General features: G+C 72.3%; 18 protein-coding genes, 4 tRNA genes and 1 riboswitch. Of the genes, 14 read left to right on the top strand and 8 right to left on the bottom strand.

The window, feature by feature from the left end:
• Positions 1-91: 91 nt before the first annotated feature.
• Positions 92-907 carry a sirohydrochlorin chelatase gene (locus ACLQ2R_RS07200; protein ID WP_425958536.1) on the top strand — a complete coding sequence of 272 codons (816 nt, stop codon included), beginning with the start codon at positions 92-94 and terminating at the stop codon, positions 905-907.
• A gap of 70 nt (positions 908-977) precedes the next feature.
• A complete protein-coding gene (locus tag ACLQ2R_RS07195; RefSeq protein ID WP_425958535.1) occupies positions 978-1,385 on the top strand; it encodes a nitroreductase family deazaflavin-dependent oxidoreductase in 408 nt (135 codons plus the stop codon).
• Between the two features lie 166 nt (positions 1,386-1,551).
• Here the strand turns inward: ACLQ2R_RS07195 and pgeF are convergent, their stop codons facing one another.
• A complete protein-coding gene (pgeF, locus tag ACLQ2R_RS07190; protein WP_425958668.1) occupies positions 1,552-2,238 on the bottom strand; it encodes a peptidoglycan editing factor PgeF in 687 nt (228 codons plus the stop codon).
• Between the two features lie 96 nt (positions 2,239-2,334).
• On the opposite strand from pgeF, the gene ACLQ2R_RS07185 reads away from it, so the two are divergent.
• On the top strand, positions 2,335-2,700 hold the full coding sequence (locus tag ACLQ2R_RS07185; protein WP_344900239.1) for a PH domain-containing protein: 366 nt from the start codon (positions 2,335-2,337) through the stop codon (positions 2,698-2,700).
• A gap of 33 nt (positions 2,701-2,733) precedes the next feature.
• On the opposite strand, the gene glgA is transcribed toward ACLQ2R_RS07185, so the two are convergent.
• Positions 2,734-3,918, bottom strand: coding sequence for a glycogen synthase (glgA, locus tag ACLQ2R_RS07180; protein WP_425958534.1), 1,185 nt, complete (start codon positions 3,916-3,918; stop codon positions 2,734-2,736).
• A gap of 48 nt (positions 3,919-3,966) precedes the next feature.
• Here glgA and glgC point away from each other — a divergent pair, with 48 nt between their 5' ends.
• The 4 genes from glgC (at position 3,967) to ACLQ2R_RS07160 (ending at position 7,831) form a co-directional block, all read left to right on the top strand.
• Positions 3,967-5,193 (top strand): glucose-1-phosphate adenylyltransferase, encoded by a 1,227-nt coding sequence (gene glgC, locus ACLQ2R_RS07175; protein WP_425958533.1) that lies wholly within the window; start codon positions 3,967-3,969, stop codon positions 5,191-5,193.
• A 228-nt stretch (positions 5,194-5,421) separates the two neighbouring features.
• Positions 5,422-6,042: a TetR/AcrR family transcriptional regulator gene (locus ACLQ2R_RS07170; protein WP_425958532.1), complete on the top strand. Its 621-nt coding sequence runs from the start codon at positions 5,422-5,424 to the stop codon at positions 6,040-6,042.
• A 20-nt stretch (positions 6,043-6,062) separates the two neighbouring features.
• Positions 6,063-6,434, top strand: a complete 372-nt coding sequence (locus tag ACLQ2R_RS07165) for a VOC family protein (RefSeq protein ID WP_425958531.1) — start codon at positions 6,063-6,065, stop codon at positions 6,432-6,434.
• Positions 6,435-6,664: 230 nt separating this feature from the next.
• On the top strand, positions 6,665-7,831 hold the full coding sequence (locus ACLQ2R_RS07160) for a DUF5685 family protein (RefSeq protein WP_425958530.1): 1,167 nt from the start codon (positions 6,665-6,667) through the stop codon (positions 7,829-7,831).
• Positions 7,832-7,966: 135 nt separating this feature from the next.
• Here ACLQ2R_RS07160 and ACLQ2R_RS07155 read toward each other — a convergent pair whose 3' ends face one another.
• From ACLQ2R_RS07155 to ACLQ2R_RS07130, 6 genes are all read right to left on the bottom strand, one after another.
• A complete protein-coding gene (locus ACLQ2R_RS07155; protein ID WP_425958529.1) occupies positions 7,967-9,118 on the bottom strand; it encodes a mechanosensitive ion channel family protein in 1,152 nt (383 codons plus the stop codon).
• A 58-nt stretch (positions 9,119-9,176) separates the two neighbouring features.
• Positions 9,177-10,172, bottom strand: a complete 996-nt coding sequence (locus tag ACLQ2R_RS07150; RefSeq protein WP_425958528.1) for a ribonucleotide-diphosphate reductase subunit beta — start codon at positions 10,170-10,172, stop codon at positions 9,177-9,179.
• Between the two features lie 54 nt (positions 10,173-10,226).
• Positions 10,227-12,650, bottom strand: a complete 2,424-nt coding sequence (locus tag ACLQ2R_RS07145; protein WP_425958527.1) for a ribonucleoside-diphosphate reductase subunit alpha — start codon at positions 12,648-12,650, stop codon at positions 10,227-10,229.
• A gap of 113 nt (positions 12,651-12,763) precedes the next feature.
• Positions 12,764-12,965, bottom strand: a riboswitch (cobalamin riboswitch).
• A gap of 4 nt (positions 12,966-12,969) precedes the next feature.
• On the bottom strand, positions 12,970-14,082 hold the full coding sequence (locus ACLQ2R_RS07140; RefSeq protein WP_425958526.1) for a tripartite tricarboxylate transporter substrate-binding protein: 1,113 nt from the start codon (positions 14,080-14,082) through the stop codon (positions 12,970-12,972).
• A 97-nt stretch (positions 14,083-14,179) separates the two neighbouring features.
• Positions 14,180-16,000, bottom strand: a complete 1,821-nt coding sequence (gene glmS / locus ACLQ2R_RS07135) for a glutamine--fructose-6-phosphate transaminase (isomerizing) (protein WP_425958525.1) — start codon at positions 15,998-16,000, stop codon at positions 14,180-14,182.
• 38 nt (positions 16,001-16,038) lie between these two features.
• On the bottom strand, positions 16,039-16,308 hold the full coding sequence (locus tag ACLQ2R_RS07130; RefSeq protein WP_425958524.1) for a hypothetical protein: 270 nt from the start codon (positions 16,306-16,308) through the stop codon (positions 16,039-16,041).
• A 159-nt stretch (positions 16,309-16,467) separates the two neighbouring features.
• Here ACLQ2R_RS07130 and ACLQ2R_RS07125 point away from each other — a divergent pair, with 159 nt between their 5' ends.
• The 7 genes from ACLQ2R_RS07125 (at position 16,468) to ACLQ2R_RS07095 (ending at position 21,748) form a co-directional block, all read left to right on the top strand.
• Positions 16,468-19,020, top strand: coding sequence for an N-acetylmuramoyl-L-alanine amidase (locus tag ACLQ2R_RS07125; RefSeq protein WP_425958523.1), 2,553 nt, complete (start codon positions 16,468-16,470; stop codon positions 19,018-19,020).
• 37 nt (positions 19,021-19,057) lie between these two features.
• Positions 19,058-19,129 (top strand) — tRNA-Gly (locus ACLQ2R_RS07120).
• 25 nt (positions 19,130-19,154) lie between these two features.
• Positions 19,155-19,225, top strand: a tRNA-Cys gene (locus ACLQ2R_RS07115).
• A 74-nt stretch (positions 19,226-19,299) separates the two neighbouring features.
• Positions 19,300-19,371 (top strand) — tRNA-Gly (locus ACLQ2R_RS07110).
• 13 nt (positions 19,372-19,384) lie between these two features.
• Positions 19,385-19,459: transfer RNA gene (locus ACLQ2R_RS07105), tRNA-Val, on the top strand.
• Between the two features lie 396 nt (positions 19,460-19,855).
• Positions 19,856-20,776, top strand: a complete 921-nt coding sequence (locus ACLQ2R_RS07100; RefSeq protein WP_425958522.1) for a hypothetical protein — start codon at positions 19,856-19,858, stop codon at positions 20,774-20,776.
• A gap of 120 nt (positions 20,777-20,896) precedes the next feature.
• Positions 20,897-21,748: a hypothetical protein gene (locus ACLQ2R_RS07095; RefSeq protein ID WP_425958521.1), complete on the top strand. Its 852-nt coding sequence runs from the start codon at positions 20,897-20,899 to the stop codon at positions 21,746-21,748.
• Positions 21,749-21,800 lie beyond the last annotated feature (52 nt).

The raw sequence follows: 21,800 nt of genomic DNA, 5'->3' as shown, positions 1-21,800 counted from the left end.
CGCCGCCGCACCTCACCTCGACACAATGTTGTGAGGAAATAGTGGCGTTTGAGGTGACGGAAATCAGCAAATGGCCCTAGAGTCCGCGCATGTGAGCGAGAGTCCCATCCTCCCCGTACGAGGGCGTCCGGTCCGCCCCTCCGGCAGGCACCGCAGGCCCGTGCCCTCCCAGCTCCCGCCCGAGGCACCGGCGCTGGTGCTGGCCGCGCTCGGCGACGCCTCGGGCGCCGCAGCCGAGCTCGCGGCCCTCGTCCGGGTGGACAACCCCCAGATCCAGGTACGCCTGGCCGGCCTCGACGAGGAGGGCAAGCTCCTGACCGCCGAGCTGGAATCGGCGGCCGGGGAGCGGCCCGACGGCGTCACCGCCGCCATCGTGGTCCCGCTGCTGACCGGCCCGCATCCGGTCGCGGACCGGCTGATCGCCTCGGCCGTGGCGTCGAGCGGGGTCGCGGTGACGGTCACCGACCCGCTGGGCCCGCACCCGCTGCTCGCCGAGGCCCTGCACATTCGCCTGGCGGAGAAGGGCCTGGCGCGGGCCGACCGGATGCGTCTGATCAACGTCTCCAGCCCGGTCGACGCGGTCGTCCTGGCCACCGTCGGCGGCGAGAACGCGGCGGCGGAGGCACAGCCGACGGCCGTGCTGCTGGCCTCGCGCCTCACGTTGCCCGTGCTGGTCGCCTCGCTGGACAGCGCCCCCTCGGTGGCCGCCGCGGCCGAGCGGCTGCGCGGCATCGGCGCCCAGCGCATCGCGCTCTCCCCGTGCGTCCTGGGCCCGGAGGCGCCCGGCGGACTGGTGGCCGCGACGGCGGCGGAGGCCGGGGCCGAGTACGCCGAGGTCCTCGGCGCGCACGACCTGATCGCGGACCTCGCCGCCCGCGCCTACGGCAGCATCCTGTCCGCCGGCTGAGCGGCCGGGGCGAGGTGATCCGTTCCCTCCCGGGGGTAATCATCCACTCAACCGTCAGAGGGAGCAGATCATGCTGTTCGGAAAAGAGCACGTCGAGCGGTACCGCGCGACCGACGGGGCCGAGGGACACGAGTGGCAGGGCACCACGGCCCTGATCCTCACCACCGTCGGCCGCAGGTCCGGCGAACGGCGGGACACCCCGCTCATCTACCAGCGTCACGGCGACGACTACCTGGTGGTGGCCTCCAAGGGGGGCGCCGACGACCCGCCGCTGTGGTACCTCAACCTGCAGGCCGACCCGGACGTCGAGGTCCAGGTGCTGGGCGACCGTTTCAAGGCCAGGGCGCGCACCGCCACCCCGCAGGAGAAGCCGGAGCTGTGGCGGATCATGGCGGCCGCCTGGCCCGCCTACGACGACTACCAGACGAAGACCGACCGGGACATCCCGGTGGTCGTGCTGGAGCGCGTCACCTCGTGAGCGACCCCGTGACCCCGGCGGGGCCCGGCCCGTGACGGGCCGGGCCCCGGCCGGGCACCGGAACCGGGGCTGAGACCAGGACCGGGGCTGAGACCAGGACCGGGACCGGGGCTGAGACCGACACCGGGACCGGGCAGGGCCCGAGAGCCCGCCACGGGGACCCGCGTCAGGGCTCCAGCCAGACGTAGCCCGCGAACCTGCCGGTCCTGCCGTCCCTGCGGTGGGAGAACAGGTCGGCGGTCTCGATGGTGCAGCGGGTGTCGTGGGTGATCTCCCCGACGCCCGCCCTGCCGAGCTGCGCGGTGATCGCGGCCCGCAGGTCCAGGGCCGGGGTGTCCCGGCGGGTGATCGACCACGCCTCGGGGAGCGTCGCCGCGACCTCGTCGCGCAGCTCGGCCGGGACCTCGTAGCAGGTGCCGCAGGCCATCGGCCCGATCAGCGCGGTCATCCGCGCCGGGTCCGCGCCGCGCCCGGCCATCTCCCCGACCAGGGCGGGGACCACCCCGGCGACGGTGCCCACCCGGCCCGAGTGCGCGGCCCCGGCCAGACCGGCCTCGGGCTCGGCCAGCAGCACGGGCGCGCAGTCCGCGCAGAGCGCGGCCAGGCCGAGACCGGGCACGCCGGTGCAGATCCCGTCCAGCGGCGGCGGGTCGTCGCCGAACGGCTCCTCGACGTAGCGGACGTCGGCCCCGTGCACCTGACGCATGAACACGACCCGCTCCAGGCCGAACCCGGCGGCGGTCACGGCCCTGTTCTCCGCGACCGCGCCGGGGTCGTCCCCGCACATGCCTCCGAGGTTGCGGCTGTCGTAGGGCACGGAGCTGACGCCGCCGTGACGATCGGTGATCCTCATCTGAAAGTTCACGGGCCGACCCTACTCGGCCAGGAACCACGCCCCCCGGACGTTCGTTTCACAACAGGACCGGCCCTCCGAGAGATTGCGAGTCCCATGGCACAGGTCGTGTACGACCGCAAGGAGCAGTACCAGCAGATCGAGAGCGGTCTGATGCCCGGCGAGCAGATCATCGCCGTCTACGACGCCATCGGCGCGGGCACCGGCTTCCTGGGGCTCACCGACAAGCGCGTCATCGTGCAGGACAAGTCGTTCGTCGGCAAGAAGGTCGCCATCACCAGCATCCCGTACGGGAAGGTGTCGGCGGTGAGCGTGGTGAGCAACAAGTCCTTCGCGGGCTCGTTCTTCTCCTCGGGCGCCATCGCCATCCACGTCGGCACCCACACCTACGAGGTGGAGTTCCGGGGCGACGACAAGGCCCATCACGTGCACAACGTGATCCTGCACTTCATCACCGGCTGATCGCCGCCCCGTGACCCCGCCCCCCGGGCGGGGTCAGCCCGTCCGCTCCCCCGCGACCCGGCGGTAGAGCTCCATGGTCCGTTCGGCGATGCGCTCCCAGGAGAAGTGCTCCACCGCGCGGATCCGCCCGGCCTCGCCCATCCGGGTGGCGAGGGCGGGGTCGGCCAGCAGCCGGTTGACCCGCTCGGCGATGGCGGCGGCGAAGGCGTCCGGGTCGTGCGGGGTGCCGTCGGCGGCCTGGTCGAGGGGGACCAGCAGGCCGGTGGAGCCGTCGGCCACGACCTCGGGGATGCCGCCGGTGGCGGTGGCCACGACCGCGGTCTCGCAGGCCATGGCCTCCAGGTTGACGATGCCCATCGGCTCGTAGACCGAGGGGCAGACGAACACGGTCGCGTGGGTGAGGATCTGGATCACCTCCGGCCGGGGGAGCATCTCCGAGATCCACACGACGCCCTCGCGGTCGAGCCCGCGGACCAGCGCGGTGACCTCGGCGGCGATCTCCGGCGTGTCGGGGGCGCCCGCGCACAGCACGAGCTGGGCGTCGGGGTGGAAGTCCCGCGCCGCGTGCAGCAGGTGGACCAGGCCCTTCTGCCGGGTGATGCGGCCGACGAAGACCACGTACGGCATGCTCGGGTCGATGCCGTGCCGTTCCAGGACGCCGGTGTCGGGGTCGGGGGCGTACTCCCCGGTGTCGATCCCGTTGTGGATCACCGTGACCTTCTCCGGCGCGATCTCCGGGTAGCTCGCCAGCACGTCGCGGCGCATGCCCTCGGAGACGGCGATGATCGCGTCGGCGTCCGCCAGCGCGCCGCGCTCGGCCCACGACGACAGCGTGTAACCGCCGCCGAGCTGCTCGGCCTTCCAGGGGCGCAGGGGCTCCAGGCTGTGCGTGGTCACCACGTGGGGCGTCCCGTGGAGCATCTTGGCCACGTGACCGGCGAAGTTGGCGTACCAGGTGTGGCTGTGCACCAGGTCGGCGCCCTCGCACCCGGCGGCCATCTCCAGGTCGACGCCGAGCACCTGGAGCGCGGCGTTGGCCGTCTCCAGGCCGCCGGGCACCCGGTAGGCCGAGACGCCCTCCTCCTGCCGGGAGGCCCCGAAGCAGCGGACCCGGGTGTCGGCGAGCCTGCGCAGCTCCCGGGCGAGGTATTCGACGTGAACACCCGCGCCTCCGTACACGTCGGGGGGATATTCACGGGTCAGCAGATCCACTCGCATACGAGCAGCCTAGTGTTTCATCCCTGGTCGTCAGGTTAAGGTCCATTCATGAGAGTCCTCGCGATCGTGCTCGCCGGTGGAGAAGGTAAGAGGCTCATGCCTCTGACAGCTGATCGAGCGAAGCCGGCGGTGCCTTTCGGGGGGATATACCGGCTCGTCGACTTCGTGCTGTCCAACCTGGCCAACGGTCACTACCTGCAGATCGTGGTGCTGACGCAGTACAAGAACCACAGCCTCGACCGGCACATCTCCCGTACCTGGCGCCTCTCGGCGATGCTCGGCAACTACGTCACGCCGGTCCCCGCCCAGCAGCGCCTGGGCCCGCACTGGTTCTCCGGCTCCGCCGACGCCCTGTTCCAGAACCTGAACCTGATCTACGACGAGATGCCCGACCACGTGATCGTGTTCGGCGCCGACCACATCTACCGGATGGACCCCCGGCAGATGGTGCAGCAGCACATCGAGTCGGGCGCCGAGGTGACCGTGGCCGCGATCAGGCAGCCGATCTCCCTGGCCGACCAGTTCGGGGTGATCGAGACCGACCCGGCCGGACGCAAGATCACGGCCTTCCGCGAGAAGCCCAAGGACGCGGTCGGCCTGCCGGACGCGCCCGACCAGGTGTACGCCTCGATGGGCAACTACGTCTTCAAGACCCAGTCGATGATCGACGCGCTCCGCGAGGACGCGCTCGACCCGGCGAGCAAGCACGACCTGGGCGGCAACATCATCCCGATGATGGTGAAGTCGGGCAGCGCGGAGGTGTACGACTTCGCCGACAACGTCGTGCCCGGCTCCACCGAGCGCGACCGGGGCTACTGGCGCGACGTCGGGACGCTCGACGCCTACTACGAGGCCCACATGGACCTCATCTCGGCGCACCCGGTCTTCAACCTGTACAACGGCCACTGGCCCATCTACACCGGCCACGACCCGCTGCCCCCGGCCAAGTTCGTGCACAACGACGGCGACCGGGTGGGCCGGGCCGTGGACTCGCTGGTCTCGGCGGGCGCGATCGTGTCCGGAGGGCTCGCCCTGCGGTCGATCCTCTCCCCCGGCGTGGTGCTGCACTCCCACTCCCAGGTCGAGGACTCGGTGCTGATGGGCAACGTCAAGGTGGGCCGGGGCGCCATCGTCCGCAAGGCCATCGTCGACAAGAACGTGATCATCCCGGACGGCGCCCGGATCGGCTTCGACCTGGAGTACGACCGCAGCCGCTTCGCGGTGACCAGCGGGGGCATCGTGGTCATCGGCAAGAACGAGATCGTCGAGCGCTGACCCGGCCCGGCGGGTCCGGTCGGGGCGTGTCCGCCCCGGCCGGGTCAAGGGCCTCGCGCGCCTCACCCCGCCGTCCCCGATCGTCACCACTCCGTCCGGCCGGTCCGCCCCGGCCGGGTCCAGGAGCTCGCGCGCCTTCCCCTCGGACCTTCCAAACCCTTCCCACCTTTTTCCCGCCCCTTCGAAAACACTTTGACGGAGTGAGCACTCACTCCGCACAATGGGCGCATGGAGACCACCGACCGGCGACGCGCGCCGGGAATGAGCCCTGAGCGGCGCCGCGAGATGATCGTGGCGGTCGCCCTCCCCCTGATCGCCGAGCGCGGCGCCACCGTGACCACCGGCCAGATCGCCCGGGCCGCCGGGATCGGCGAGGCCACGATCTTCCGCGTGTTCGCCGACAAGGACGAGCTGTTCGACGCCTGCATGGCCGAGGCGCTGCGCCCGGACCACGTGCTGGAGCAGCTCGCCGCCATCCCGCTGGAGCAGCCGCTGACCGGCCGTCTCGTCGACGCCGTCGACGCCATGCGGGCGCACCTGGCCAGGATCGGCAGCGTCGCCGGTGCCCTGCACGCCTCCGGCCACCGCTCCGGGGACCGGCCGGGCGGCGGTCGCCCCGCGCCCGGGGAGGGGGCCGCGGGACGGCCCGGCCGGGAGGACTCCTTCGCGCGGAGCCGCGCGGCGCTGGCCGAGCTGTTCGAGCCCGACCGGGAGTCCCTGCGGTTGCCGCCGGAACGCCTGGCCTCGCTCTTCCAGGCGATCGTGTTCGCCGGAGCCCGCGGAACCGGGGACGGCCCCGAGCTGAGCTCCGATCTCGTCGACGTGTTCGTGCACGGAGCCCTCACCTGAGACCCGGAAAGGATTCGACCATGACCATCACGCTCGACCACACCATCGTGCCCGCCCTCGACAACCGCCGCGCCGCCGCCTTCTTCGCGGACGTCATGGGCCTGGAGTGCCTGCCCCCGGCCGGAGCGCGGGGCCACTTCGTCCCGGTCCGGGTGAACGAGACGCTCACCTTCGACTTCATGACCGTGGAGGATCCCCAGGGGCACCATCTGGCGTTCGACGTCGACCCGGAGACCTTCGACGGGATCCTCGCCCGGCTGCGGGAGCTGGGGGTGCCCTACGGCGACCACCCGGCCCACCCCGACAACGGGCGGACCGGCCACCCGTTCCGCCCGCGCGGCGTGTTCTTCGCCGACGAGACGCGCAACCTCTACGAGGTCATGTCCGGCTGACCTCTCCGTCCCCGGTGTCGCGGAGAGAAACGGGCGATGTTCCGGCGGAGGCGGCGGCACGGGAGCACGGTGGCGATGGCGGTGGCGGCGCGGAAGTGGCGCGGAGGTGGCGCTTCTCGGAGAGGAGGGCTCTCCCGCGGAAGCGGACCGGCGAAGATTCCCCGTAAGAGATACATTCTCCCGGTACGTATCCCTGTTTTCCGCCCGCCCCTTCACCCCCGAGAGCGCGCATGTTCGGCATCATCCGCCCCTGCGGCGACCACTCCTGCCCGTCGCTGCACAGGGCCTGGACGGCTCACCTGTGCGGCCTGTGCCTGACGCTCCGCGACGGCCAGGGACACGCGGCCCGGCTGGCCACCAACTACGACGGGCTGATCGTCTCGGTGCTGACCGAGGCGCAGGACCCCGCGGGCTCCCCCCACCGGACCGCCGGGCCCTGCGCGCTGCGCGGGTTCCGGACGGCCGACGTGGTGGACGCCCGGGCCCGGGGAGCGCGGCTGGCCGCCACCGTCTCGCTGGTCCTGGCGGCGGGCAAACTCCGCGACCACGCGGCCGACGGCGACGCGGCGCCGGGCACCGCCCCCGCGCGCCGGATGCTGGCGGCCCGCTGGGAGGCGGCCGGGGCCCGGATGGGCGACTCGATCGGGTTCGACACCGCCCCGCTGGCCGCGACGGCCGCCCTCCAGCTCGAACTGGAGAGCGGCACGGGGGCGACGCTGCTGGAGCTGACCGGCCCCACCGAGGAGGCGGTCGCCGCCGCGTTCTCGCACACCGCGACGCTCGCCGGCAGGCCGGGCAACGCGGCGGCCCTCGCCGAGGCGGGCCGGTTCTTCGGCCGGATCGCCCACCTGCTGGACGCGGTCGAGGACCGCCGGGAGGACGAGGCGCGCGGGGCGTTCAACCCGCTGGCCGCCACCGGCACCTCGACGCGGGAGGCGCGGCGGCTCTGCGAGGACGCCGCGCACGGCCTGGAGCTCGCGCTGCTGGAACTGGAACTGGAGCCCGCCGACCGGCACCTGGTGGACGCGCTGCTGGGGACCGAGGTGCGGCGCGCGGTGGACCGGACGTTCCGGCACGCCTCCGGCTCCGCCCACCCCCTCCCCCGCGAGACGGCGCGCCTCGCCCCGGAGGACGGCCCCGCGCCGGGCACGGAACCCGCCCCCTGGACCGGGCACTCCTACGAGCGGCCGGGGTTCGTCCGCAAGTCGGCCGCGGCCGTGGGGGCCCTGCTGAGCTGCGGGATGTGGCGGCCCCGGTGGAGCCCGGAGCGGCGCAGGCCCTGGCACGACCGCTGCTACCTGAACGGGTGCGACGACGGCGGTGCCTGCCAGGGGTGCTGCGACTGCTGCCGGTGCTGCGGCAAGTGCGACGGCTGCTGCTGCGACTGCAGCGTCTGAGGCCACCGGTCGTCCCAGGACGGGTGCGACGACGGCGACGCCTGCCAGGGGTGCCGCGACCGTGGCGTCCATGAGACCGGTCGTCCCAGGACGGGATCCGCCGCGACCGTGGCGCCTGGGGCACCGGCGGTCGCCTCAGGCCGGGTCCTCCCCCGGCCTGTCGCCGCCCATGCCCCGGGAGCCCACCGGACGCGGACCCGGCCCGCCCGCCGTCGTCCCGGCGAACAGCCCGGGAACGGCCGCCGAGGCGGGCGGGGTGTCGACCCGGAAGCGCGGCAGCGACTCGGGGTACCTGTCCCGGACGAAGGCCACCAGGTGCTCGCGGATGTCGCACTTGAGGTCCCACGCGCTGGCGGAGTCGGAGGCGCTCATCAGGGCGCGCAGCTCCAGCAGCCCGTTGGGGAGGGTGTCGGTGACCTGGAGGGTCCAGTCCTTCTGGTCCCAGAGCGGGTGCTCGCGCAGCGCGCGGTAGAGCTCGGCGCGCAGCTCCTCGACCGGCACCGACCAGTCGGCCCTGATGAACACGTGGCCGACCACCCGGCTGCTGTGCCGGGTCCAGTTCTCGAACGGGTTGGCCGTGAAGTACGAGACCGGCAGCACCAGCCGGCGCTCGTCCCACAGCCGCAGCACCACGTAGGTCAGGCTGAGTTCCTCGATGCGGCCCCACTCGTCCTGGACCACGACGACGTCGTCCAGGCGGAGCGCGTCGCTGAAGGCGAGCTGCAGCCCGGCGAGCATGTTGCCCAGCGTCGACTGGGCGGCGATGCCGACCACGACGCCGGCGATCCCGGCCGAGGCCAGAAGACCCGCTCCCAGCGCCCGTACCTGCGGGAACGTGAAGAGCATCGCGCCCAGTGCCACCACGATGATCACGGCCGAGGCGACCCGGCGGACCAGGGTGATCTGGGTGCGGATGCGGCGGGCCCTGCGGTTGCGCTCGCCCTCGACGGCGACCAGCCGGTCCAGGACGACGTCGGTGATCGCGTAGGCGGCCTGGACGACCAGCCAGGTGGCGCACGCGATCAGGACCAGGCTGAGACCACGATCGATCGCCTGGCCCGCCGAGCCCGCCACCAGGGTGGGCTCGCCGGTGCGGTCGGGCGTGTAGACGGTGTAGGCGGTCGCCACGGCGGCCGTGGCGAACCCCGGCCAGGTGCAGCGGCGCACCAGCGGGCCGGCGAGGATCCATCTCTCGCCGATCAGCCGTGAGCGCAGCACCCTGCGCACCGCCTCCACCGCCACGATCGCGGCGGCCACGGAAACGATCATGATCATCCAGTTGGACACGGACGACGTCCCCTCGGTCTTTCTGTCTTTCGGCTGCCTTTCCGGGTTCTCCAGCTAATCAGAAGGACTCGTCGAAGGTGACATTCCCCTCGACCGCCATCTGGTAGGCCGAAACCCTCCTCTCGAAGAAGTTGGCCAGCTCCTGGACGTCCTGCAGCTCCATGAACGCGAACGGGTTGGCCGTGCCGTACCGGGCGGGCATGCCGAGCCTGACCAGCCGCTGGTCGGCCACGTACTGCAGGTAGAGGCGCATCGGCTCCACGCCCATCCCGGGCATGCCCTCGCCGCACAGGTCGGCCGCGAAGGCCAGCTCCGCCGCCACCGCCTCCTCGACCATCCGGGTGACCTGCTCGGTGAGCTCGTCGTCGAACAGCTCGGGCTCCTCGGCCCGTACGGTCTCCACCACGCCGAAGGCGAACTCCATGTGCATGGACTCGTCGCGGAACACCCAGTTCGTCCCGGTGGCCAGGCCGCTGAGCAGGCCGCGGGAGCGGAACCAGTACACGTAGGCGAAGGCCCCGTAGAAGAACAGGCCCTCGATGCACGCCGCGAAGCAGATCAGGTTGAGCAGGAACGCCCGCCGGTCCTGGCGGGTCTCCAGCCGGGTCAGCCCGCCGAGCGAGTCGATCCAGCGGAAGCAGAACCCGGCCTTGTCGCGGATCGAGGGGATGTGCTCGACCGCGGCGAAGGCCTTGACCCGCTCGTCGTGGTCGGGCAGGTAGGTGTCCAGCAGGGTCAGGTAGAACTGGACGTGCACGGCCTCCTCGAAGAGCTGCCTGCTCAGGTAGAGGCGCGCCTCGGGCGCGTTGAGGTGCTGGTAGAGGTTGAGGACCAGGTTGTTGGCCACGATCGAGTCGCCGGTGGCGAAGAACGCCACGAGGCGGTTGATCAGGTGGCGTTCCTCGGGGGTCATCCGCGCCAGGTCGGCCAGGTCGGAGGCGAGGTCCACCTCCTCGACGGTCCAGGTGTTGCGGATCGCCGCCCGGTAGCGCTCGTAGAACTCCGGGTAGCGCATCGGCCGCAGGGTGAGATCCATGCCGGGGTCGAGCAGCATCGGAAGCGGTGCCTTTCATGAAACAGGTGGAACGGGAAGAGAGCGATCGGCGTTCTACTGGCAGGCGTCGCAGTACTCGGGGTTCTCCAGCGAGCAGGCGACGGCACCGGCGTCGGCGACGAACCCGGTCGTGCCCGGCGCCCCGGCCTCCGTCCCCGTCCCCGTCCCCGACGGGATCCCGGCCGGGGACGTGTCCGGGGTTGCCTGGACCTGCGCCGCCACGGTGGCCTGCGCGATCCGGGTGGCCGGGCGCGAGCGCAGGTAGTAGGTGGTCTTGATCCCCGACTTCCACGCGTAGGCGTACATCGAGGAGAGTTTGCCGATCGTCGGCGTGGCCATGAAGAGGTTCAGCGACTGCGACTGGTCGATGTAGGGGGTGCGCGCGGCGGCCAGGTCGATCAGCGCCTTCTGCGGCAGCTCCCAGGCGGTGCGGTAGAGCGGCTTGAGGTCGTCCGGGATCTCGGGGATGTCCTGGATCGAGCCGTCGGCCCGCTTGACGGCGTCGCGGATCGCCGGGGTCCACAGGCCCCTGGCCTGAAGGTCGCGGACCAGGTAGCGGTTGACCTGGAGGAACTCCCCCGAGAGCGTCTCGCGCTTGAAGACGCACGACACCTGCGGCTCGATGCACTCGTAGCAGCCGGCGATGGAGGCGATCGTGGCGGTGGGCGCGATCGCGATCATCAGCGAGTTGCGCAGCCCGGTCACGGCGATCCGCTCCCGCAGCCGGGCCCACCGCTCCGACGTGGCCGCACCGTAGTGGTCGGGGTGCAGCACCCCGCCCGCGGCCCTGGTCTCCTCGTACGAGGGGTGCCGGCCCCGCTCGGCGGCCAGGTCGCAGGAGGTCGCGTAGGCGGCGAGCGCGATCTCCTCGGAGATCCGGGTGGACAGCTCCAGCGCCTCCGGCGAGTCGAACGGCAGCCGGAGCGCGAACATGACGTCGGCCAGGCCCATCATGCCGAGCCCGATCGGCCGCCACCTCAGGTTGGCGTTCCTGGCCTCGGGGGTCGGGTAGAAGCCCAGGTCGATGGTGCGGTCCAGGAAGCGCACGGCGGTGCGGACGGTCGCGCGCAGGCGGTCCCAGTCGATCCCCTCGCCGGTCCCCGCTCCGGTTCCCGTACCGGTCCCCGCCCCGGTCGCCGTGCCGGTCCCCTCGGCGGCCCCCGCAGCGGCCGCCGCGCCGGGCGCGGACAGGTGCGCGGCGAGGTTGATCGAGCCCAGGTTGCAGACCGCGGTCTCCGCGTCCCCGGTCACCTCCAGGATCTCGGTGCAGAGGTTGGACAGGTGGATGACGTTCCGCGGCCTGCCGGTCTGGTTGGAGGTCCGGTTGGCCGCGTCCTTGAAGGTCATCCAGCCGTTGCCGGTCTGGGCGAGCGTGCGCATCATCCGCCCGTACAGGGCGCGGGCCGGGATCTGCCGGGCGGACAGGCCCTCGGCCTCCGCGGCGCGGTACGCCTCGTCGAAGGCCGCCCCGTACAGGTCGGTCAGGTGCGGGACGTCCTTGGGGTCGAACAGCGACCACGTCGCGTCGGCCTCGACCCGGCGCATGAACTCGTCGGGGATCCAGTTGGCGAGGTTGAGGTTGTGCGTGCGCCGGGCCTCCTCGCCGGTGTTGTCGCGCAGTTCGAGGAACTCCTCGATGTCGGCGTGCCAGGGCTCCAGGTAGACGCAGGCCGCGCCCTTGCGCCGGCCGCCCTGGTTGACGGCGGCGACGCTGGAGTCCAGCGTGCGCAGCCAGGGCACGATGCCGTTGGAGTGGCCGTTGGTGCCGCGGATGAGCGAGCCGCGCGAGCGGACCCTGGTCCAGGCGATCCCGATGCCCCCGGCGTACTTCGACAGCCGGGCGACCTGCGTGTAGCGCTCGTAGATGGACTCCAGCTCGTCGCGGGGCGAGTCGAGCAGGAAGCACGAGGAGAGCTGGGGCCTGCGCGAGCCGGAGTTGAACAGCGTGGGCGAGCTGGGCAGGTAGGACAGCGAGGCCATCAGCGCGTACAGCTCGGCGGCCTCCCCGACGGTCTCGGACAGGCCGCAGGCCACCCGCAGGAAGAAGTGCTGCGGGCGCTCCAGCACCTTGCGGGTGCTCGGGTGGCGCAGCAGGTAGCGGTCGTAGACGGTACGCAGCCCGAAGTACTCGAACCGGTCGTCTGCCCCGGGCACGACCAGCGCGTCCAGCGCGCCGGCGTGCGCGGCCACGAACTCCGCGAGCCGGTCCTGGACGAGCCCGGCCTCGTGGGTGGCGGCGACGGAGTCGGAGAAGGTCCGCACGCCGTGCTCGGCGGCCTCGTCGGCGATCAGCCCGGCCAGCATCGCGGCGGCGATCCTGGAGTTCTCCGGATCGGTGATCACTCCCGCGGCGGCCTCGTCGATGGCCAGCCTGCGGGCTGCGGCCCCGCCGGCCCCGCCGGCCCCGCCGGCCCCGTCCGCGCCGCTCCCCGCCCGCGCGCCGGTCTGCGCTGCGGTCCGCGCCAAGGTCTCTGTCACGTCATGCCCTCGCTCGTTCGGACTTCCCCCTGCGGCTCCGCCGGGGGCACGCGTCCGCGAGCGATTCCGGGCACGCCGGATCGCCTCGTTCCGCGAGCCCTCCCACGAGGCCCTGGACAACAACGTCACCGGCAGGTCTTCGGACTCACGGGCGCACCGCACACACCTACCGGCCGTCGCTTCCCAGGCATGGCTCACCCAGTGCTCAATGACGGCTTTCGTTCCCGTTCACCGCTGCGGGGCAGTCCCGGACTCTCACCGGGGTTCCCTCTTGCCTCGCCCCTCGCGGGGCGAACCAGCAACGATCAGGATCCTACATCTAGGGCCGCCTGACGCAACTACCCCAACAGGTTGTGTCTGAGGACGTCAAAAGCCCGAGCTCGTGAAGCACGCCCCGGGTCCGGCCGGTCTCGGTGGACAGCCACCTGCGGAAGTCGTCGCCGCCGAGGAAGACCCGGCTCCACCCGTTCGCCGCGCACAGGGCGCGCCAGTGCGGCGTGGCGTCGAGCCTCTCACAGAGGGCGACGGCCGCCTGCCTGTCCCCCGGGCTCATGTCCCGGGGGCCGAGCAACCCGCACCAGTCGCTGTACTCCAGCCGGACGTCGAGCTCCATCAGCGTCGGCGCGTCGATCCCCTCGATCCTGACCCCCGAGGAGACCGCCAGGGGACGCAGGCGGCCCGCGGAGATCCCCGGCAGCAGCGCGCGGGCCGACCCCAGCATGGCCGCCACCCGGCCCAGCCGGAGCGCCTCGGCCGCGTCCTCCGCGACGAGGTACCCGGCGTACTCCAGCAGCCGGGTGTCCACCCCGAGGCATTTCCCGATCATGCCGTAGAGCACGTGGTCGGAGCCGCCCTCCAGCCTGCCCCCGACCGTCAGCCTCGCCGGGTCGCGGTGCAGCGCGGCGGCGAAGTCCTCGAAGGCGCGCAACCGGGAGCCGGCCGGGACGACCAGGGCCAGCCAGTCGCCGGCCAGCCGGGCGAGGGGGGTGGCGGCCTCGACCACGGCGGTGGTGTTGGCGATCTCCGCCGCGGCGACCATGGGCATCGCGGTGACGAGCAGCCTGCCCTCGCGCGCGAACGAGGCGCGGGAGGCGTCCGGCGCGCCGGACGCCTCCGGGCCGCCGAGGTGGCCGGGGTCACCGGGATCGCCGGCGGCCCCGGCGAGGTCGGGCACGCCGGGGACGACGAAGGCGTCACGCGGGGCCGACCCCAGCACCCCGGGCCGGTCGACGGCCATGACGGTGCGGGCCAGCCCCGAGCGGACCATGACGGAGGCCAGCCGGCGCGCGATGCCGTCCCAGCCGTGGCCGTCGGCCGCGGGTTCGAGGAGGAACAGCCGGTCCACCACCGTGCCCGCGGGCGCGTCCCCGGCCGCGCAGCCCGCGAGCAGCGCGGTCCCCGCCGCCAGCGCGAAAAACCCCCTGCGGCGCATAAGCGCCCCTTCCCCCAGGAACCTCCTATACCCTAGGTTACGTCGATATCACTTTCTGTCATGGAGTGGGGGGTGTGACCGGCCGGGCGGGTGGTTCTCACTCCACGGTGACGCTCTTGGCCAGGTTGCGGGGCTTGTCGACGTCCCGCTCCAGCGCGACGGCGGCGTGGTAGGCGAAGAGTTGCAGCGGGATCGAGAGCAGGATCGGGTCCAGCTCGGTCTCGTTCTTGGGCACCACGATGCAGTCGTCGGCCAGCTTGGGGTCGGCGACGCGGTGGCCGACCATGAGCACCCGCCCGCCCCTGGCGCGGATCTCGCCGAGCGTGGTGAGGTTCTTGTCCAGCAGCTCGTCGTCGGGGACGATCGCCACCGTCGGCATCTCCGGCCCGATCAGCGCCAGCGGCCCGTGCTTGAGCTCGCTGGCCGGGTAGGCCTCCGCGTGCACGTAGGAGATCTCCTTGAGCTTCTGCGCGCCCTCCCTGGCCACCGGATAGCCGCGGACCCGGCCCACGAACATCATGCTCGGCGCCCCGGCGTACTTGTGCGCCAGCTCCCTGATCTCCGGCTCCAGCACGAGGATCTCCTTGATCTGCTCGGGCAGCCTGCGCAGGCCGTCGCAGATCCGCCGGCCCTCGGCCGGGGACAGGTCCCGCACCCGGCCCAGGTGCAGCGCCAGCAGCGCGAACGCGACGGCCGTCGAGGTGAACGCCTTCGTGCTCGCCACCGAGACCTCGGGCCCGGCGTGCAGGTAGACGCCGCCGTCGCACTCGCGGGCGATCGCGCTGCCCACGGTGTTGACGATGCCGAGCACCCGGCCGCCCTTGCGCTTGAGCTCCTGGACGGCGGCGAGGGTGTCGTAGGTCTCCCCGGACTGGCTGATCGCCACGTACAGGGTGTCGGCCTCCACCACCGGGCCGCGGTAGCGGAACTCGCTGGCCGGCTCGGCGTCGGCCGGGATGCGCGCCAGCTCCTCGATGAGCTGCGCGCCGATCTGGCCCGAGTAGTACGCGGAACCACAGCCGATGATCTTCACCCGGCGGAACGAGCGGGTCTCCCGCGCGTCCATGTTCAGGCCGCCCAGGTGCGCGATGTGGAAGCGGTCGTCCAGGCGCCCGCGCAGCGTCCTGGCCACGGTGTCGGGCTGCTCGGAGATCTCCTTGAGCAGGTAGTGCTCGTAGCCGCCGGTGTCGTAGTGGCCGGCGTCCCAGTCGACGGTGAGGGGCTCCTTGGCCGTCTCGCGCGCGTCGCTGGCGAAGGTGGTGAACCCGTCGGCCTTGAGCACCGCGAGCTCGCCGTCCTCCAGGTGGACCACCTGGCGGGTGTAGCGGACCAGCGCGGCGACGTCGGAGGCGGCGAACATCTCCTTCTCGCCGATGCCCAGCACGATCGGGCTGCCGTTGCGCGCCACGACCACCTCGCCGGGCCGCTCGGCGTCGAGCACCGCGATGCCGTACGTGCCGACGACCAGCTTGAGCGCGGCCCGGACGGCCTCCTCCAGCGAGTCGGCCTCCTTGACGGTACGGGCGATCAGGTGCGACAGCACCTCGGTGTCGGTCTCCGAGAGGAAGACCACGCCCTCGGCCTCCAGCTTGGCGCGCAGCTGGTCGGCGTTCTCGATGATGCCGTTGTGCACGACGGCGACGCGCTCGTCCGCCGACAGGTGCGGGTGGGCGTTGACGTCGCTGGGCGCGCCGTGGGTGGCCCAGCGGGTGTGGCCGATGCCCAGCCCGCCCTTGAAGCGCGCGGGCATGACGGCCGCCAGGTCGGCCACCCGGCCCTTGACCTTGCGCATCTTGAGGCCCTTGTTGGAGACCACCACCCCGGCGGAGTCGTAGCCCCGGTACTCAAGACGCTGCAGGCCCTCCAGCAGGATGGGTGCCGCGTCCTTGGGCCCCACATAGGCCACGATTCCGCACATACGTCCGCTCCTTGTTCGTAGACGATCCGGAGCACCCGCTATCCGTAGACGATCCGGCGTAACTGGCGCAGGGAGAGTTCGGGTGCCGCGACGCGGCGGACCGCCAGCTCGGCGGCCACCCTGGGAAAGATCTCGTCATTGACCAGCCCCCTGGTCTTGAGCTCGGCGTGCCGCCGCCGGACGAACTCCTCGACCGGTTCGGAGAAGTAGGCCAGGACGTCCGCCACGACCCGCGCCGCCTCGCCCGGGCCGAGCCCGCTCGTCCGGGTCAGGTGGGTGATCAGATCCTCGTGCGGATACCGCGCCATGGACACAGAGCAGGACCCTACGCATTCGGAGAAGAGAACAACAAGTTTTCTGCCCGATTTCGGGCAGAGAATCTCTTCAAATCTCATCCCCGTCAGAATGCGCGACATTCGGTCATCTCTGATTACTCTAGGTAGTGACCGGAGAGAGAGGATCACACTATGCGCCGCCTGCCGGGGACCGCCGTCGTCACCGCTCTCGCCGTGCTGGTCTCGGTCGTTCCCGCACGCGCGGAACGCTCCGGCGAACAGGCGGCACCGCGCTCGTCGCGCCCGGCACCGCCCGGCCCGGGGACGCCCTCGACGTCCGGGACGCCTTCCGGAGCCGGAACGACCTGCACCCCCGGAACGGCTCCCGGGCCCGGGGCGCCGCCCGCGGGCAGGCAGGCCGCCTTCGCCGCGGCGGCGCGGGCGTACGGGGTGCCGGAGAGCGTGCTGCTCGGGGTCTCCTACCTGGAGTCGCGATGGGACGGTCACGCGGGACTGCCCAGCGTCTCGGCCGGGTACGGGCCGATGCACCTGGTCGACGGCCGCGCGGACAGGGGACTCCCGCACGGGGCGGGCGAGGACACGCGCGGGGACGACAGGAGGCCGCACGTGATCCCGCTCCCGGCCGTCGAACCGGCCCCGCCGGAGGACACCCTGCGCCGGGCCTCGGAGCTGTCGGGCATCTCCCCCGAGCGGCTGCGGCGGGATCCCTGCGCCAACATCATGGGCGGTGCCGCGCTGCTCGCCGGCCACCAGCGCGCCACCGGCGGCGACCCGCACGCCGGCCCGGCGGGCTGGTACGCGGCCGTGGCCCGCTACTCCGGCCCTCCCGGCCCTGAGACATCGCGGCCGGGGCCGGGGACGGTCCTCACGGAGGCCGCGCGTTCCTTCGCCGACGAGGTCTACGCGACGATCCGCGCCGGTGCCGCCCGCGTGACCGACGACGGCGAGGCGGTGGCGCTGCCCGCGAGACCCGGCCTGACCCCCCGGGTCCCGGCCCGGACCTCACCCCCGCGAACATCCTCCGCCCGGACCTCCCCGGCGTGGACGCCCTCCGCCTGGACGTCCCCCGTCCGGACGGCACAGCGGCGCGCACCCGCCACCCCCACCACCGACACCGCCGCGCACCTCACCACAGACCCCGCCGCAGCCACCGCCGCGCACCTCACCACAGACCCCTCCGTACCTCCTGCCGCCGCACGACCGGCGACCGTACGGCCTGCGGCACGGCCCGTCGTCGAGCCCGTCGCGCGTCCCGCCGCCGCGCCGACCGCCAGGCCCGCCACGGCACGGCCCGCCACGGCACGGCCGGCCGGTCAGGCCCGTCCCCCCGCCCAGGTCCCCCCGCCCGCCGCGGGCCGTCCACCCGCCGCGGGCCGTCCACCCGCCGCGGGCCGTCCACCCGCCGCGGCCCGGCCACCCCTCCCCGCCCGGCCACCCGCCGCGGTCCGGCCGCCCGTCGCGGCACGGCCGCCCGTCGCGGTCCCTCCGGCAGGGCCCGACTGCCCCAGGACCGTCTCCTGCGAGTGGATCCCCGCCGTCTACCAGCGGCTCAAGGGCGGCGGGTACGGCAACCACGACCGCTTCGAGGGCGACCGGGAGATCGACTACATCGTGATCCACGACGGCGAGACCACCTACGACGCCATGACCCGGCTGGCCAAGAACCCCGACTACCTGAGCTGGCACTTCACCATCCGGTCCCGTGACGGCCACATCGCCCAGCACCTGCGGGGCAGGGACATCGGCTGGCACGCCGGGAACTGGGACGTCAACTCCCGGTCCATCGGCCTGGAGCACGAGGGCTACCTGGCCAGGGGCGGCACCTGGTTCACCGAGGCGATGTACGTGGCGTCGGCCAGGCTGGTGCGCCATCTCGCCGGCAAGTACGACATCCCCCTCGACCGGGCGCACATCCTCGGGCACGACAACGTGCCGGGAACCACCCCCGAGACCGTGAGCGGCATGCACGACGACCCCGGCCCCTACTGGGACTGGGGCCACTACTTCGAGCTGCTCGGCAGCCCGCTGCGCGCCTCGGGCGGCGAGAACGCCCGCTCCGTGCTGATCAAACCCCACTACGCCTCCAACAGCCCGGGCTTCACCGGCTGCCCCGGCGGGTGCCGCAGGCTCGGGGCCGCCTCGGTCTGGCTGCGTACCCGCCCCTCCCCCACGGCGCCGCTGGTCAAGGACATCGGCAAGCACCCCACCGGCGGGTCCAGCTACAGCGTCTACGATCATGCCGCCCGCGCCTCCACCGGCCAGCGGTACGCGCTCGCCGAGCGCCGTGACGGCTGGACCGCGATCTGGTACCTCGGGCAGAAGGCGTGGTTCAGCGACCCGGCCGCCGCGCCCACCTCGCTGCCCGCCTCCGGCCCGCTGGTCACCCCCCGGCCCGGCCGCGCCCCGGTCAGGGTGTACGGCAGGGCCTACCCGGGCGCCCCGGCCTACCCGGAGAACGTGCCCGTCCAGCCGCTGACACCCCTGCAGTACTCGATACCCGCCGGGCAGGTGTACAGCGTCGCCATGACCCGGCGTGCCCGTTACCTCAGGGCCGCCTCCTACGACGCGTCCAGGCACCGGATCGTCACCGGGAAGATCCGTTACCGGCAGATCCAGTTCGGGCACCGGATCATGTTCGTCCGCGCCTCCGACGTCCGGCCGGTCACGGTGGAGGATGCGCCTCGGTCGGGCTTGGTGCGCACATCCGCCCGGCGGAGGCGCTAGAGTTTTCCCCGTGCTCCGGAGTGGTTCCCGGGGTCACGCGGAAGTGGCTCAGTGGTAGAGCATCACCTTGCCAAGGTGAGGGTCGCGGGTTCGAATCCCGTCTTCCGCTCCGGCGGATCCTTCGGGGTCCGGCCGGTGGAGTGGCCGAGAGGCGAGGCAACGGCCTGCAAAGCCGTCTACACGGGTTCAAATCCCGTCTCCACCTCAACGCACGACCGACGGACCCCCCGGGGTCCGGTAAAGTGGTGCGGGTGCCGAGGGGAAACCCGAGGCGGATATGCGGAAGTGGCTCAGTGGTAGAGCATCACCTTGCCAAGGTGAGGGTCGCGGGTTCGAATCCCGTCTTCCGCTCTGATTCACCCGAGGACGATTAGCTCAGCGGGAGAGCGCTTCCCTGACACGGAAGAGGTCACAGGTTCAATCCCTGTATCGTCCACCAGAGAGATCCCAGGCCGACGGCCTGGGATTTTCTGTTTCCCGGGCGGGAGACCACCCTGCCGGGCGGGACGACACCCCTTCCCGGACACGCCCCCTCCCAGGTCGGCATATTCCCCCGGACACGGCGTCTTCCCGGACACGGCGTCTTCCCCGGCACGGCGTCTTCCCCGGCAGGGCGTTTTCCACAGGCACGACGTCCTCCCCGGGCCCGACATCTCCTCCCGGACACGGCACGCCCTCTCCGCGGACGGGACATCGTCGCCGTCCCCGGGCCGCCACCGCCCCCTCTCCGGCACGATGCCCCCACCAGGACGAACCGATCACCGCTCCGCCCCGCACCCCCTTCCCAAAAGGGGCACCATGGAAGGGCGCACGACCCGAGACATGGTTAATCGCTATGCTCATCGAACACGGCAAAGGGGGCGAGCCTGTGCATCGCGTGGTGGTCGATCCGGAGGTCCCCAGGGAAGTCGCCGATCTTCTCCGCCATAACGGCCCGCTGCTCTCGCGTTTCCGTACCGGCCGCGTGCCCAGGGGCGACGGCGGCTCCCGCGTCCCGGGGGCGCTCGCCGGAGTCCTCGGCGGCTTCACGGCGCTGGCCCCGGCCGGTCTCGCCGTCCTCGGGGCCCCGGTCATGGTCGTCCTCCCGGTCCTCGCCACGCTGATCGCCCTGTCCCTGCTCATCCTGGCCGTGGTCTACATCGCCAGGAAGCCCTCCCCCGTCGACTCCGTCGAGCGTGTGCTGTACCGGCACTCCCGGGAGTGGCAGGGGCGCTTCCTGGTCCTGGAGGACTTCGACCACGTCGCCAGGCGCCTGCTCGGCCGGGTTCAGCGTGCCATCGACTTCATCGTGAAGTCCCGGATCAACGCCCTCGGCATGCTCGACAGCGTCCGCAACTCCGTGATGCTCCCGGCGGAGGAGTGGGAGATCGCCCGCCTGCTGACCAAGCTCTCCGCGCTGCGCGCCCGGCACCGCAACCTCACCAGGGGCGGCAGGAGCCCGGAGGTGGCCGCGGCCATGGCGCCGCTGGAACGCGCCCTGGCCGCCACCGAGGCCGCGGTGACCGCGCGGGTGGAGGCGCTGGAGCGCTACGCGGGGCACGTGGCCGCCGCCGAGCGCGCCTTTCTCGCCCAGGGACAGATCGAGATTCTCCGCACCCACCTGCCCGAGTACGAGCAACTCGTCGCCGAGGCGGGCGCCAGCACCTTTTCGCTGCCCGAAATCGGGTATCTCAGTGACGACGCCGACATGCTTCAGCGGGCGCTGCGCGAGAGCGTACGCTCGGCGCACGAGGCGTTCCGCCATCTCGACGGCTGATGTGAATCGTAGAGGTCCTGACTGACCCTGACTGACACGGAGGGCGAACCTGTGCGGCGCGTGGTGGTCGATCCCGAAGTTCCCCCCCGGATCGCCGAGTTGTTCCGCCGACACGGATCGATGCTGTCCCGCATCAGGGCCGGGTGGAGCCCCGAGCCCCCCTCGCCTCCCTCACGCCTGCCGAGCCGCTTCCTGCAGTCGGGCGGCGCGCTGTCGGCGCTCGCGCTGATGGTCCTGCTGTTCTTCGACGTCAGGCTGCTGTTCTTCGCGGTCGCGCTGCTGTTCTTCGTGGTCTTCGTCGGTCTCCTCGCCGCCCGCGAACCGGTGGAGTCGGAGTCGGAGGAGGGCGAGCTCTACCGCGAGGCCCGCTGGTACGAGGGCCGCTACCTGCTGGCGGAGGACTTCGACCACGAGGCCGGGCGGCTGCTCGACCGGACCCAGCAGTCGATCGACTTCATCCTGCACTCCCAGGTCAACGCCACCGGCCTGCTGGACGACGCGCGCAACTCAGTGATGCTCCCCGCGCAGGAGTGGGAGATCGCCCGCCTGCTGGCGAAGATCTCGGCGCTGCGGAACGAGCACCGCGATTTCGTGTACGGCGGGAGCACGCCCGAGGTGGCCGCCGCCATGGCGCCGCTGGAACGCGCCCTGACCGCCAGCGAGGCCGCGGTGACCGCGCGGGTCGAGGCGCTGGAGCGCTACGCGGGACACGTCGCCGACGCCGAGCGGGCACTGCGGGCCCACGAGCAGATCGCGGTGCTCCGCTCGCGGCTCCCCCGCTACGAGGAGTTGCTGGCCGAGTCCGGCGCGGACGCCTTCGCCGTACCGGAGATAGGACGGCTGGCCGAGGACGCCGGTCATCTGGAGCAGGCGCTGCGCGACAGCGTCCGCTCGGCGCACGAGGCGTTCCGGTACCTCGACGGCCCGGCCGGGCCTCCCTCCCCTCCCGGCGACGAGCCGGCCTCTCCCTGAACGGCGCCGCCCTGTCCGGCCGCCCTTGTCACGCGACACGAAGAAGGCGAGG

This window comes from Streptosporangium sp. DT93 (genome assembly GCF_049844535.1).
Classification (GTDB): domain Bacteria; phylum Actinomycetota; class Actinomycetes; order Streptosporangiales; family Streptosporangiaceae; genus Streptosporangium.
Note: the sequence above shows the minus strand (reverse complement) of the source record. Positions and strands in the feature narration are given on the sequence as shown.